We start from the raw sequence: 13,350 nt of genomic DNA on the forward strand, positions 1-13,350 counted from the left end.
TTGGGTCATTGGGTCATTGGGTCATTGGGTCATTGGGTCATTGGGTCATTGGGTCAAAATGCCTGCGGCATTTTTTTGACTAACTATTAATGACTCAATGACAGCGCAGCGTAATGACTCAATGACGCGTAGCATAATGACAGCGCAGCGTAATGACCCAATGACGCGTAGCATAATGACGCGCAGCAAATGACCGCGAAGCAGACAATCTTCACCATATCATCATCCCAAATCCTTAACTTTGGCGTATGTCACATGATCACGCGCACGGCCATGGCCACCATCACGATCACGCCCCTAAGCTGGATCATTTAAATGCTGCTTTTGTATGGGGTATTATCCTTAACTCGGCTTTTGTAATTGTAGAGGCAGCAATGGGTTTCTTTAGTCATTCGCTGTCGCTGCTGACCGATGCCGGCCATAACCTGAGCGATGTTGCCAGCCTGGCTTTGGCGCTGCTGGCCTTTAAACTGGCCAAGGTGAAAGCCAATAAGCAGTATACTTACGGCTATAAGCGCTCTACTATTATTGTGTCTTTTTTTAATGCGCTGATATTGTTTGTGGCAGTAGGCTTTATCGCTTACGAGGCCGTTATCCGTTTTATACACCCCGAAGTAGTTAAAGGCACAACCATTGCCTGGGTTGCTTTTATTGGCATTGGGATTAACGGCTTTACCGCCTGGCTTTTTTTGAAGGATAAAGATACCGACCTGAATGTAAAGGGCGCTTATCTGCACATGGCTGTTGATGCCATCGTATCTTTAGGCGTGGTGATATCGGGCATCATCATTTACTTTACCAACTGGTATTGGGTGGATAGCGCGGTGAGTTTGATCATTGTTATCGTCATCATCGGCGGTACCTGGGGACTGCTTAAAAACAGCCTGCGGTTAGAGATGGATGGCGTCCCCGCCGAAATTGAGGTAGAGAAAATTAAAGCCGAACTGCTAAAAGCCAAAGGCGTGGTTGATGTGCACCACATGCACGTATGGGCCCTCAGCACAACCGAAACGGCGCTTACCGCCCACATAGTAGTTAACCAGGCCGAACTGGGCACTTTCGATAAAATTAAACACGACCTGCGCCATCGCCTCGAGCATATGGAAATTCACCACTGCACCTTTGAACCGGAATTGGTGACGGAGCATTGTGATCAGGTGGAGTGTTAGCCCCCCAGCCCCCTAAAGGGGAGTGAATGTGCAGATGAGAAAATGTGCATATATGCAAATGATAAAAGGCGCTTCGGTAAACCGAAGCGCCTTTTGCTTTTAACTTTATTGCTCCCCCTTCAGGGGGTCGGGGGGCTTACTTTGCCGGAGTTTTCTTAACCGCCGGTTTCTTTTTAGCAGTAGTTTTTTCTTCCACGTTATCTACCACAGCAACGGTTGGTTCTTCAACCGCAACCGGTATTTCTTCAGCAGCCGGGGCAGCACTTGGATCAGCCTCGCTAAATAGCGGCAGGTCTTTTAATATCGCAAACCAGTTGACGATCTTTTTCATGTCTGATGCGTAAACCTTTTCCTCGTCGTGGCCGGGGGCTACTTCGCGGAAGAAGCTGCGCAGCTTAGTACCGTCGGCTTTGGCATCGGGTACGCTGGCGGCAGTTTTCATGCGGTCAAAAACATCTTTCAGGCGGATATCTTCGTCATCGCCAAAAATGGTGATCTCATCTAACGATGCCAGTTTAGCGGTTGAAATATTGGCTACCAGCTTGGTGCGCTTCTCGTCAAGGCTTTCCAATACAAAACCTGTTTTATTTTGCGTTAGCGCTTTCCATAAACCGGGTTTGCCCGATACCGCTACTATTCCCTGTAAATTCATTTTTTATGTTTACGTAAACAAGCGTAACGCAATTAACCGGTGGCTATTGTGTTACGCTTATAAAGTTTAGTCAATTACTTCAATACCTAAAATTTTATCGCCCTGACGGATATCGTCAACCAGGTCAACATTCTCTACCACTTTACCAAAGCAGGTATGGTTCCTGTCCAGGTGGGCAGTATTGTTACGGCTGTGGCAGATGAAAAACTGCGAACCGCCGGTGTTACGGCCAGCATGCGCCATAGAAAGCACGCCACGGTCATGATATTGGTTCTCGCCGGTCAGCTCACAATCAATGTGGTAACCCGGTCCGCCCGAACCTGCTTTGTAAGCAGTTGCAGGGTCTTTAGAGAATGGGCAACCGCCCTGTATCACAAAATCGGGCAGTACGCGGTGAAAAGTAACACCATCATAAAAACCTTCTTTGGCTAATTTTTTAAAGTTGGCTACTGCTTTTGGCGCGTCTTTTTCGTAAAACTCAACGGTCATGTCGCCTTTAGCGGTCTTAATTATTGCTTTGCTCATTTTATCAATTTTAAAGGACAGCAAAGGTAATGATTTTTGAGAGATTAGTTAAACAGTGATTAGAGATTAGGTTGTAAGAGGGGTATCATATTGTTAATGCCCCAGCCGGGCTACCTGTTTGTAGAATATATCAACACAACGTAAATGCGCAGTAGGTGCTACCCGTTATTTCATATAAGTACAATGCGCAATTTACTATTACATATCTATGCCTGATGTAAGGTCAAGCAGGTATTTAACTTTTTCCATGATCAGGTTTTCCATACGGCCATCAAGGATAGCTTTCCAGGCATGTACTTGCTCCCAATTATTGAATGGGTCTTCTATTGGCCTAAACCATGGCCACCATTCATTGTTTTTAGGTGTATTATTTGGTAGCTCTTTTACTTTGCTTCGTAACTCTAATGGCATTGGGTATTTAGTAGGGTGTTCTTTGGTAACAAGCCCATAAATTAAACCCTTATCTGTGTTTTGAAATTGAAATCCAATTTTCAAGTACTTCCAGTTAGGTTTATTTATCCAAATACCGCTATAATTCTTTTCAAATGTTACACCATAATTGCAAGTGAGTCCTTGATCTAAACTTTCAAATTTTTTCTCCAATTTCTCACCAAAGTCCTCTGAAATTTTGTCACATGCTTTATCTAAATTATTGTAAATCGCAAATGATGCTTCTATATTTAATTTCAATAAATCACTTAATTCTTCTTGCATATTTTTATTGATAGTTTGTCCGGTTAAATATTTTATTAAATTGATATAATGAGTTATTCCTTCTCTAACAATAGGGTAAACGGCCACTTCTTTACGGCACAATTCCAACCAACTTAAAATATGGTCTTTATACGAATAACACTTGTAATGCAGCTCATGTTCCAATTCACCAAAACTCCCTTTAGCTGGTCGTTTGCCATCTAAGGTTAAATAAACAAGGTCCGCTTCATTTGAGTAATTGTAATAACGTGTTAATTGATAGTCCTGATCACCAGCATATATCTTATTTTCAATTATAATATGGTTATGATTTGAGTCAGAAACTATTATATCAATCCTGCCGCCCTGAACTTTGTCTTTAGATATTGTGCCAATACTTTTTTCGATTTCTACACTACATGATGAGGTATCAATCTTGCTGTTTTTAAAGCAAAATATTGAAACAAATAATTTCAGAAAAGCATCCTTTTGTCCATGGCTCCCTTTGGGATTAAGCAATTCAGCAATAAAAGCAGAATGCATCCTTACTTCTGATGATTCGAGTTTCAGTATCCGGAAAACATTGAAATTATCCCCGGTTAACTCGTTAATTTTTTTGTACCGGGCGTTGATAGCGTTTACTTGATCAAGTAAATTTTTGTATTGCAGTAATTCCATTGTGATAATAAGGTTTCACAATGTACAAAAACTAATCTCATTATAATAGCTTCCATAATAATTTTATGTTTTCGCAGGGTCTGTAATCCCCTCTTTCCGCCAAAGGCGAAGAGAGGGTGCCCCAGCGCAGCGTTGGTCGGGTGAGTCACCCCCGCATGCTTAGTCTAACGTAATACCCTCCCCAAAAAATCGTTATTTAAAAACTAATCTCTAATCACCATTTAACTAATCTCTATTTATTTCGTTATTTTTGAGCATGATGCGTGCCCCTAAATATATTTTAGCTTTCACCTTTCTGCTTTACGCTTTCTGCTCAAAAGCGGCCTCTATCCTGCTGCCTATGGACGAAGTGCAGAAAGACCACCTGAAATCGTACGGCATTGCATTCTGGACATTGCAAAAGGGCGAGGAAGTGGATTGGCTGCTTAACTACCGCGGCGGCAGCTTTATGCTGAAATATGATAAAACAGTAGAGGATGAGTGCAAGATCCGCGGTGTGAGTTACGAAGTTTTGGCCGATGCCAAAGTAAACCAGATCCTCACCGAAGTGAGCGATCCGTCTGTAAACATGGATATTGTAAAGCTGGAAAAAGCCCCTAAAATGGCCGTATACGCCCCAAAAAGCATCCTGCCCTGGGACGATGCCGTTACTATGGTTTTAAAATATGCCGAGATCCCTTACGATTTGGTTTATGATGAGGAAGTACTCCACGGCGATTTAACCAAATACGATTGGCTGCACCTGCACCACGAGGATTTTACCGGGCAATACAGCAAGTTTTATAACGGCTTCCGCTTTCAGCAGTGGTATATCGAGGATGTAAAAAGCCAGGAAACCCTGGCCAACAGGCTCGGCTTTCAAAAAGTATCCAAAATGAAGCTGGCTGTGGCGCAGCATATCCGCGATTTTTGCGCTAATGGCGGCTTCCTGTTTGCCATGTGTTCGGGTACGGATAGCTTTGATATCGCGTTGGCTGCCGCCAATACCGATATCTGCGAAAGCATGTACGATGGCGATGGCGCCGACCCCGACGCGCAATCTAAACTGGATTACAGCGGCACATTCGCCTTCCAGAATTTCCAGGTAGACCTGAACCCGATGTCGAACCGTTTCAGCAGCATTGATGTAACCCGTAGCCGGCAGGTCGATCGCAGTCGCGATTTCTTCACCCTGTTTGATTTTTCGGCCAAATGGGATGTGGTGCCCAGCATGCTTACCCAAAATCATGATAAGGTGATCAAAGGTTTTATGGGCCTTACCACTGCTTATAATAAAGCCTATATTAAACCCGGTGTTACCATTATGGGCGAAATGAAAACTGCCAACGAGGCCCGCTATATCCACGGCGAATACGGCAAAGGCCAGTGGACCTTCTACAGCGGCCACGACCCCGAAGATTACCAGCACCAGGTAGGCGACCCGCCAACCGATTTGAAACTGCACCCCAATTCGCCCGGCTACCGGCTGATCCTCAACAACGTGCTTTTCCCGGCCGCAAAGAAGAAGAAGCAGAAGACCTAACGGTCTTGGTGATTAGAGATTGGTTGATTAGTGATTAGGTTAGAAAAGAGGCTGTTACTCACCTTGCGCTCGTCTGTGACGAGTGCTTAATATGGTTCGGCGTCTGCGACGCCATTACGCGATACAATCGCGCTGAAGTTTGAAGCACTCGTCACAGACGAGCGCAAGAGCATGTCATTGCGAGGCACGAAGCAATCGCACACACAAAGAGCAGTCATGTAATGTTCGTCCCGATAGTTATCGGGATACCTACCCATGACGGTTTTTTTTTGATTCCCCTCTTGAGAGGGGGTGCGTTGGAAAGTGTAGTGGCAGGGGTGTGTCATTACCGATATGCAAATCGCCGAAAAGGACACACCCCTCCACCCCTCTCAAGAGGGGAATTGCACAGGCCCCGCTTCTCAACGTCATATCACCTTTAAAGCCCCCAGGATTTGATAACTCGCAATGACATGATGCAGAACCTAATCTCTAATCAACTAATTCTCTAATCACTCCAGCGAAGCGGGGCTTAATTATAAAACGTCCACGATACGCCTATTTTCAGCGTCCTGTCTTGCATAGGGTAGCGGTTTACGGTGTAAAAGCCCTGGCTTTGCAGGCCCTGGTTGGCGTAATCGTACTGAAGAAACAGGTTGGTGCGCTGCAGGGTAGCTTTCAGATACACGTTAACGTATGGGTACGAGTTATAGGTAACCTCGTCGCCGTTATAGAACTGACCGATGCCAATAGCGTATGAGGGGGCTACATAAGGGGTATTATAGCGCACGCTGATACCACCCGTTACATCAATAGCATCAAACAGGCGGCGACCGTAATATAAGTTGCTGTAAGTATAAACTTCGGGAGTGCGCAGGGTGCTTTGGTAATCGGTTTTTTGATAAACCACATAATTATCAAAGTGGATACCGCGCCAGGTAAGGTTTTTGCCCACGCTGATCTTTAACAGGTTAATAGGCGCTGATACCTGTGTTGGCGTGGCATCAATACCGCCCGGCTGCGCCTTAAAGTAAATATAATCGTTAATCATAAAATACTCGGCCTTAACATCCAGTTGCAGGGCATCATTAATGTAGTTAAACGATGCATTCTGCGTCTTTTGGTTTTTTAGATGGGCATCAAACTCGTAATGGTTGGAGATCCAACGGGTTGCAACCAGCGAGGGGGCGTTGTTCTGCGCATAAGCTCCTAATACTATACGGCCTGTTTTATCATTGCCGGCAAGGGTGAACTTTACATCGTACAAATAATCGCCAAAGTTGCGGCCCTGGGCTACCTGCTGAAAATCGGCATTGAACAATACCCGGTTACTGAATTTATACCCCAGTTTAGCCTTCAGCGTGATATTTTGAAAGGTAGCGCTTTGCTTCCGGTCCTGTTCGCTTACCTTACCAAAGTCGTGTAATACCGAATCGCTTGCGAATTGCTTATAGTTATACAGATCGTGCTGAAGGCCCAGATCAAGCTTTAACTCGTTTTTTAACAATCCCGACGATTTGGGCCGTAGGTAAAAACTGTACGAAAAATCGTTGCGGATATTCTGTACATAGAGCGAGTCCTGCGATTTGACCGAATTATAATAATAATCGGGGAATACCTTATATGTATCGGCACCGGTTTGGTAAAACATATAGGTTTGCTTATTGTACATAAACGTATGCGATACCCGCTGTGTAGGCAAAATATTAGCGGTTTCGCGGCCGTTCAGCGCGCTGTCAATGCGGCCTATATAGTAAAACTGCTTTAAGTAAAAGCCATTATTAGTGATCTGCGATTTGGAGTTCGTCAGCCTCACCGGCTCGGTTAATTTATCAAATGAACCTTTTTGAAAGATACTGTCATTCAGGATGCCACCGCTCTCCGGCGATTTCAGGTTATTAAAAAACAGGTTGACCAGCAGGTTGTACCGCTTCCCTTTAGACTCGTACCAACTAAACAGGGCGGCATTTAAATCGCTCACGTTTTGCCGGTTGTAGTAGCCGTTTGAGCCGATAATGTTAAAGTTGGCGCCAATATTCAGTTGCGGGTTAATATTTTCGGATACAACGGCTTTAAACACCTGCTCCTTACGGCCGCCGGTGTATAGTTGCAAATTACTATAGGGCACGCGGGCACGGTAATAATACAGATCTTGCGGGTTAAGCATATAAGCATCTAAATAATGCAGGCCTACATCAAAACCCACCCGTTTTGGGGGTTCAAAAAGCAAGGGGCGCTGCGCTAAACCCAGGCTGCCCAGGCCAATGGTAGGGTGACGCGGCTGGTAAAGCGGACTATAATTCTCGAAGTTGACCAACCCTGTATCCAGCAGCATTACCTGGGTGCTGTCGGCTAATAAACGCTCGTTAGTTACCCGTATAAATTTGGAATTAAAAACAACCGAATCCTGCTTGTTCTCCTCTTTTTTACGCAGGCTGTCCATCATCTGGGCATTGGTCAGCACTTTTGCCGCGGGCCGGGTTACGGTATCGCGGTAATAAGGATTGGTTTGCTGCTGCGTTTGGTTAGGGTTATACACCTGCGCAAAAGCTGGCCGCGCTGCAAGGCAGATCAACAACAGGAAAAGGTATTTAAGTTGATGGAACATTAAAGGCTGCCTATCAGTTCTTTTAAAATTAATGTCATATCGGGTTCGGCATCCTGCGCCACTTTAATTATTTCCTCTACCGATACCGCTTTCAGCGTTTCGGGGAAACCCTCGTCCGTTAGTACCGATATGGCAAAAACAGGCAGGCCCATGTGGTTGGCTACAATTACTTCGGGCACGGTGCTCATGCCTACCGCGTCGCCACCTATAATGCGCAAAAACTTGTATTCGGCACGGGTTTCCAAATTAGGGCCGGGTACTGCCACATAAACTCCTTTATGGCAGGTAATATTGTTGGCGGCTGCAATATCCAGCGCTTTGGCAATCAGATCGAGTTTGTAGGGCTCGCTCATATCCGGGAAACGGGGGCCTAATTCTTCCTCGTTACGCCCAATCAGCGGGTTGTGGGGTTGCAGGTTAATATGGTCGGCTATCACCATCAGGTCGCCTTTTCGGAAATCAGGGTTAAGCGCGCCGCTGGCGTTTGATACCAGCAAAACTTTAATGCCCAGCATTTTCATCACCCTTACCGGGAAAGTGATCTGCTGCATATTATAGCCTTCGTAATAGTGTAATCGGCCCTGCATGGCCACCACCTTTTTACCGGCCAGCGTACCGAAGATCAACTTACCCGAATGGAACTCCAGCGTTGAGATAGGGAAATCGGGGATATTGGAATACATCAGTTGCTTTTCAACCACTATCTCGTTCACTACAGCACCCAGTCCGGTGCCTAATATAATGCCTATCTCGGGCTCAAAATCGCCGATGCGGTTTTTAATGTAGGCTGCCGTGTGCTTTATATTGTCTAACATAATTTTGTATTAACGTATTAAATTGTTGCCCGCCGTTATTTAAAAACTCCACGCCAATAGGCAGGGTATAAATAGGCAGCTGATCAGTCAGGGGCAGCAATTCCTGTTCACCTAAACGCTGCATATCCTTTTCTGTTGTGATGATAATTTTTTTATCTGCCGTACAGGCCTTAAAATCATCGGCAAGTTTAGCAATATTTTTTAAGCTAAAGCGGTGATGATCGGGGTATTTATGATGAATTATTTGCTGTGCCGACTGCGCGATATACTGGTACATGGGCGCAGGGTTGGCAATGCCAGTCAGTAAAAACACGGTGGTAGCAGCGTCTATTTCCATACCCGATGTTACACCGCCCTTATGCAAGGGCCGGTAACTGATTGCCGTAAAAAACAATTGCTGGTGCGCGTAGGGCGATACCACTCTCCTTACGCGCTCCTGCCCGTCACCATCTAAAGTTAAAGGGCATTTGGTTATAATGATGATATCCGCACGCTTGCGCCCCCAAAAAGGCTCGCGCCGGTTGCCTGCCGGTAATAACAGGTTAGTTGCCATCAGCTGGCGATAATCGAACAGCAAAATACTAAATCCTGGTTTAATGGCGCGGTGCTGGTAGGCATCGTCCAAAATAATCACATCGTTATCCGCCTGCAATTGCGCGGCCCCGGCTACCCTATCCTCGCAAACGCTTACGTTTACTTCCGGGAATTTATGTTTCAGCTGTGCCGGTTCATCGCCAACTTCACTCGCCGGCGAATCCTGAGTGGCTATATAATAGCCTTTAGTATCCCGGCCATAACCCCTGCTTAAGGTAGCCACCTCGTAATCATCTTTTACCAAACGGATGAGGTACTCCGTCATCGGTGTTTTCCCCGAGCCACCGACATCCAAATTGCCTACCGAAATAATGGGCATATCAAAAGCGCGGCTTTTAAACAAGCCCACATCATAGCACCAGTTACGGATGATCACCAACAATCCGTATACCAGCGAAAACGGGAATAAAAGCAGGCGCAGATATTTCATTCAGGCGGTAAAGATACGAAAAGGGGAACACGCAAAAAGCCGGATTAATCCTAACCCGGCTTCCTTAATTTGTTTTAAAACTATCTACCCGTTTGATGGCGGGGCATCATCCAGGTTTAAAGTAAACGATGGCTCCGACGCGTCCGACGCTTGCTGCAGGCGGTCAACATCTCCGGAGTTGTCGTCTTTGGATGGTACAGATGTTTCATCAAATCCATTACTGTGGATATCTTTCTGACTCTGCTGGTCGTCGGCTTCTGAATTATCAGAATCGTCTAATGGGGTTTCGTTTTCTGGCGTGATCATGATTTTTGTTGTTTAATGTAAATATACAACATCAACCCGTTGTTTTTGTTCATCGCGATTTGCTTACCGGCACCGTTAAATAAACGGTGACCAGTTGGGGCGTCCCGCTGCGGTTGATCCCGTAATTTTTAGGAGCCACTTTAAGTATGCCTTTAAATACCCCCTGGTTACCCTTATCATCAAATGTAAAGTAAATGGTTGCCGGTTTGGTAATTCCCTTCATGGTCAGTTTACCATTGGCTTCAAAACCATTGCCGCTTTTACTTACGCTGGTAGCGGTAAAACTGATGGTTGGATATTGATCTACCCCCAAAGCATCCTTTGCATGACTATTTTTCAGGAAGAAACCTGTACTGATACTGTTGGCATCGATAGTGGCCGAGATGCGGGATTGACCGGGATGAGCTTTATCAAACCGGATATCGGCTTTGAGGCCTTTAAAACTGCCATTAACTTTTCCGCTGGTAAATTTTACTGTCGCGCCGGGTTTTACACTCCAATTGCTGATAGCAATAAATGCCAGCAGACTAACTACAGTTAGGGCAATTGCAGGATGGATGATCTTTTTCATAGGATTGATTTTTGTATCTGATAGATTAACCTCTAAACTGTACAGAGGTTTCATTTTAGTTACGCCGCAGGTGCAAGGCAGGTTGCTTTAAGCGTATATCCCACCCCAACAAAAAAGCCCCCGGGAATATCCGGAGGCTTTAAATGATTTGAGTTAGCCGTTATTACAACGTAGCCATATCAATTACAAAGCGGTAACGCACATCGCCTTTTACCATACGGTCATACGCAGCCTGGATGTCTTTCATCTCTATCATTTCAATATCCGAAACGATGTTGTTTTCGGCACAGTAATCCAGCATTTCCTGGGTTTCGGCCAAACCGCCAATACCCGAACCTGCTAAACTTTTACGGCCGGCAATTAAACTAAAAGCAGCTATCTCGGCCGGTTTAGGCGGAACGCCTACGCAAATATGTACGCCGTTGGTACGCAGTAAACCCATATACATGTTAAAATCGTGCTCGGCAGAAACGGTATCCAATATAAAATCGAATGTGCCGGCAGCCGCCTTCACCTGTTCAGGGTCGGTTGTTACCACAAAGTGGTGGGCGCCTAACTTTTTGGCATCTTCTTCCTTTTTAGGCGAAGTACTTAGTACCGTTACGTCGGCGCCAAAGGCTACGCCAAATTTAACAGCCATGTGGCCCAAACCGCCTAAGCCTAATACAGCTAATTTGTGGCCCTTGCCTACTTTCCAATGTTTTAAAGGCGAGTAGGTGGTAATGCCTGCGCACAGTAATGGTGCAACCGCGGCCAGGTTTAACTTATCGGATACGTGCAGCACAAAATCCTCGTGAACGACGATAGTATTTGAATAACCGCCGTAGGTAGGGGTTTTGCCATCCTGCTCCAACCCGTTATACGTTTGTGAATTACCGTTTAAACAGTATTGTTCCAGGTCCTGCTTGCAGTTTTCGCATACCCGGCACGAATCTACCAGGCAGCCGGTACCGGCCAAATCGCCAACTTTAAATTTCTTTACGTGGTCGCCTACCTTAACTACGCGGCCAACAATCTCGTGCCCGGGTACCATCGGGAAGATGCCGGGGAACCAGTCGTTTTTGATTTGGTGCAGATCTGAGTGGCAAACGCCGCAAAATAAAATATCAAATTGCACATCGTGCGGGCCTACGTCGCGGCGGTCAAATGTCCAGGGTGCTAAGGGTGTATGCTCGTTTTGGGCGGCATACGCTTTTGTTTCAATCATATGGGTAGTGTGTTTGGGGTTGATGTAATGATTACTGCAACAAATATACCATCCTGTTTTATGGTTGCACCGGCAAGCAGCCAGCTAAATAAACGTTTGACTTTGATATTACTTTTTGCAGTGATATTGCAATTTACCGATGCCAGGGAAAAATATAGTGGATACTTGATCTAAGGACGGTTGGAAATTAAAACGGGCAGTAACAAAAAAAGCGGCTGTCCGCAAGGTACAGCCGCCTATTATAAGGAAATCAACAGTTTTACTGAGTAATAGTTACGGTGCCCATATCCAGTACCGCGCCGTTGGTAACGGTAACATTGGTTACAGTTTTAATGGCGTAAGGACTTACAGGTACAAACCGTACATTGTAGGTGCCGGCGTTAAGGCCGGGGAAATAAAATTTACCGGTAGCATCGGCAACAGTGCCTACGGTATCGGTGCCCATAATGGCATATACTTTTGGCGATGAGGCTGCAGGCGATACCATACCGCTTATAGCGCCGGATACTGCTTGCGGGATGGCCCTGATCACCGGTTTAAGGATATACTTACCATTGCCGGTAAGTACGATAGATTGAGCGGCATCAAAATCTAAACGCATGGTATACGCAATACCGGCAATTAAATTATCATGCACATTTAATTTAACGCCTGATGTTTGTCCGCTGGGTGTGGTCAGGTCAAAGGATACGCCGCCCACAACTACCCGGTTACCCGAATCGTTTAAAACCAGGCGTACCTGTTGTATTGTACCTGCCGGGATGTCCTGATCGGCTAATACCGTATCCTTACCCTGGCGAAAGCGCAGGATATCAATAGGGGTGCCATTAACATTTAAGGTATGTTCTCCGGCATCGGTTACAATTACAACACTTTTGATACTCAGGATCACCGCGTCGAATGCGCCGGGCGCGTCAGTCAGCTTCACAGTCATATGCGCAGTATTGCCAGCGCTTGTGTTGTCTTTTTTACAGGCAAAAAACGTAAGGCTTAACGCTGTAGCAAATAAGATTAACTTTTTCATAATAGTATAATTTAGTTTCTTATAACCTATCAAAACAGGTGCCTGCAAGAAATTGTATCGGTGAATGGGGGGATTGTATCGATGAATGGGGTATCGATCCTAAAATCAGCAGCGAATTGAAAAGCCTGTTTATTTTTTATTACAAATCCGGACACTATTCAATCCGTTACTCATCAGGTAATGAAAAAGCGCGGGGAATATTAGCAGAATAGCTTATAGGAAAGGTGTAGGGAGGGCCTCATCAAGCGTAATAAACCCCTCTCTGCCACCGCAGCCGCACCCCTCCCGTACCTACAAGTTTCTATGCCCTGTAAGGGCTACCTGTTTGTAGCAGCTTGAGTATCGAAACGGCAATGTCCCGGACGGGACTACCCTTCACCGGCCTGCATTTCACCAGGGTAGCCTCTCCGAGGCAATAACAAATTTGCATCTTTTTCTACAAACAGGTAGCCCTTACAGGGCATAGAAGTCTTTTTAAAGATGTGAGTGCACGGTAGCTCTCCCCGCGGGAGGGAATTGTAGATCTTCCGAACAGTGATTGGAGACCTGACGAAGAATTGACTCTGCGGCAATAACA

Annotated in this window: 12 protein-coding genes; 2 read left to right on the forward strand and 10 right to left on the reverse strand. The window is 45.6% G+C overall.

Annotation, left to right across the window (positions count from 1 at the left end; translation table 11 throughout):
- Positions 1–248: 248 nt before the first annotated feature.
- Entirely contained in the window at positions 249–1,169 is a 921-nt protein-coding gene (locus tag AC07M6_RS20220; RefSeq protein WP_494892596.1) for a cation diffusion facilitator family transporter, read from the forward strand.
- Positions 1,170–1,305: 136 nt separating this feature from the next.
- Here the strand turns inward: AC07M6_RS20220 and AC07M6_RS20225 are convergent, their stop codons facing one another.
- The 3 genes from AC07M6_RS20225 to AC07M6_RS20235 form a co-directional block, all read right to left on the reverse strand.
- Positions 1,306–1,821, reverse strand: a complete 516-nt coding sequence (locus AC07M6_RS20225) for a DUF5606 family protein (RefSeq protein ID WP_494892598.1) — start codon at positions 1,819–1,821, stop codon at positions 1,306–1,308.
- Between the two features lie 66 nt (positions 1,822–1,887).
- Positions 1,888–2,346: a peptidylprolyl isomerase gene (locus tag AC07M6_RS20230; protein WP_494892600.1), complete on the reverse strand. Its 459-nt coding sequence runs from the start codon at positions 2,344–2,346 to the stop codon at positions 1,888–1,890.
- 198 nt (positions 2,347–2,544) lie between these two features.
- Positions 2,545–3,717, reverse strand: coding sequence for a PDDEXK-like family protein (locus AC07M6_RS20235; RefSeq protein WP_494892602.1), 1,173 nt, complete (start codon positions 3,715–3,717; stop codon positions 2,545–2,547).
- A 340-nt stretch (positions 3,718–4,057) separates the two neighbouring features.
- On the opposite strand from AC07M6_RS20235, the gene AC07M6_RS20240 reads away from it, so the two are divergent.
- The gene (locus AC07M6_RS20240; RefSeq protein ID WP_494893181.1) at positions 4,058–5,239 is read left to right on the forward strand and encodes an asparagine synthetase B; all 1,182 of its coding nucleotides are present in this window, start codon (positions 4,058–4,060) and stop codon (positions 5,237–5,239) included.
- Positions 5,240–5,750: 511 nt separating this feature from the next.
- Here AC07M6_RS20240 and AC07M6_RS20245 read toward each other — a convergent pair.
- From AC07M6_RS20245 to AC07M6_RS20275, 7 genes are all read right to left on the reverse strand, one after another.
- Positions 5,751–7,826, reverse strand: a complete 2,076-nt coding sequence (locus AC07M6_RS20245; protein ID WP_494892604.1) for a putative porin — start codon at positions 7,824–7,826, stop codon at positions 5,751–5,753.
- Positions 7,826–8,641, reverse strand: coding sequence for a purine-nucleoside phosphorylase (locus AC07M6_RS20250; protein ID WP_494892606.1), 816 nt, complete (start codon positions 8,639–8,641; stop codon positions 7,826–7,828). Before AC07M6_RS20250 ends, AC07M6_RS20245 begins: the two co-directional genes overlap by 1 nt.
- Positions 8,604–9,665 carry a tetraacyldisaccharide 4'-kinase gene (lpxK, locus tag AC07M6_RS20255; protein WP_494892608.1) on the reverse strand — a complete coding sequence of 354 codons (1,062 nt, stop codon included), beginning with the start codon at positions 9,663–9,665 and terminating at the stop codon, positions 8,604–8,606. The genes AC07M6_RS20250 and lpxK overlap by 38 nt, the downstream gene beginning before the upstream one ends.
- Positions 9,666–9,749: 84 nt before the next feature.
- Positions 9,750–9,971 (reverse strand): hypothetical protein, encoded by a 222-nt coding sequence (locus tag AC07M6_RS20260; RefSeq protein ID WP_494892610.1) that lies wholly within the window; start codon positions 9,969–9,971, stop codon positions 9,750–9,752.
- Between the two features lie 49 nt (positions 9,972–10,020).
- Positions 10,021–10,542, reverse strand: coding sequence for a YceI family protein (locus AC07M6_RS20265; protein ID WP_494892612.1), 522 nt, complete (start codon positions 10,540–10,542; stop codon positions 10,021–10,023).
- 163 nt (positions 10,543–10,705) lie between these two features.
- Entirely contained in the window at positions 10,706–11,749 is a 1,044-nt protein-coding gene (locus AC07M6_RS20270; protein WP_494892613.1) for an NAD(P)-dependent alcohol dehydrogenase, read from the reverse strand.
- 259 nt (positions 11,750–12,008) lie between these two features.
- Positions 12,009–12,773: a DUF4382 domain-containing protein gene (locus tag AC07M6_RS20275; protein WP_494892614.1), complete on the reverse strand. Its 765-nt coding sequence runs from the start codon at positions 12,771–12,773 to the stop codon at positions 12,009–12,011.
- Positions 12,774–13,350 lie beyond the last annotated feature (577 nt).

The sequence above is a fragment of the Mucilaginibacter sp. GW821-FHT07H05 genome (genome assembly GCF_059418485.1).

What these genes read in the sequence shown, in the direction of transcription:
- AC07M6_RS20220 (WP_494892596.1), top strand. Translation starts at nt 249, where the DNA reads ATGTCACATGATCACGCGCACGGCCATGGCCACCATCACGATCACGCC.
- AC07M6_RS20225 (WP_494892598.1), bottom strand. Translation starts at nt 1,821, where the DNA reads ATGAATTTACAGGGAATAGTAGCGGTATCGGGCAAACCCGGTTTATGG.
- AC07M6_RS20230 (WP_494892600.1), bottom strand. Translation starts at nt 2,346, where the DNA reads ATGAGCAAAGCAATAATTAAGACCGCTAAAGGCGACATGACCGTTGAG.
- AC07M6_RS20235 (WP_494892602.1), bottom strand. Translation starts at nt 3,717, where the DNA reads ATGGAATTACTGCAATACAAAAATTTACTTGATCAAGTAAACGCTATC.
- AC07M6_RS20240 (WP_494893181.1), top strand. Translation starts at nt 4,058, where the DNA reads ATGGACGAAGTGCAGAAAGACCACCTGAAATCGTACGGCATTGCATTC.
- AC07M6_RS20245 (WP_494892604.1), bottom strand. Translation starts at nt 7,826, where the DNA reads ATGTTCCATCAACTTAAATACCTTTTCCTGTTGTTGATCTGCCTTGCA.
- AC07M6_RS20250 (WP_494892606.1), bottom strand. Translation starts at nt 8,641, where the DNA reads ATGTTAGACAATATAAAGCACACGGCAGCCTACATTAAAAACCGCATC.
- lpxK (WP_494892608.1), bottom strand. Translation starts at nt 9,665, where the DNA reads ATGAAATATCTGCGCCTGCTTTTATTCCCGTTTTCGCTGGTATACGGA.
- AC07M6_RS20260 (WP_494892610.1), bottom strand. Translation starts at nt 9,971, where the DNA reads ATGATCACGCCAGAAAACGAAACCCCATTAGACGATTCTGATAATTCA.
- AC07M6_RS20265 (WP_494892612.1), bottom strand. Translation starts at nt 10,542, where the DNA reads ATGAAAAAGATCATCCATCCTGCAATTGCCCTAACTGTAGTTAGTCTG.
- AC07M6_RS20270 (WP_494892613.1), bottom strand. Translation starts at nt 11,749, where the DNA reads ATGATTGAAACAAAAGCGTATGCCGCCCAAAACGAGCATACACCCTTA.
- AC07M6_RS20275 (WP_494892614.1), bottom strand. Translation starts at nt 12,773, where the DNA reads ATGAAAAAGTTAATCTTATTTGCTACAGCGTTAAGCCTTACGTTTTTT.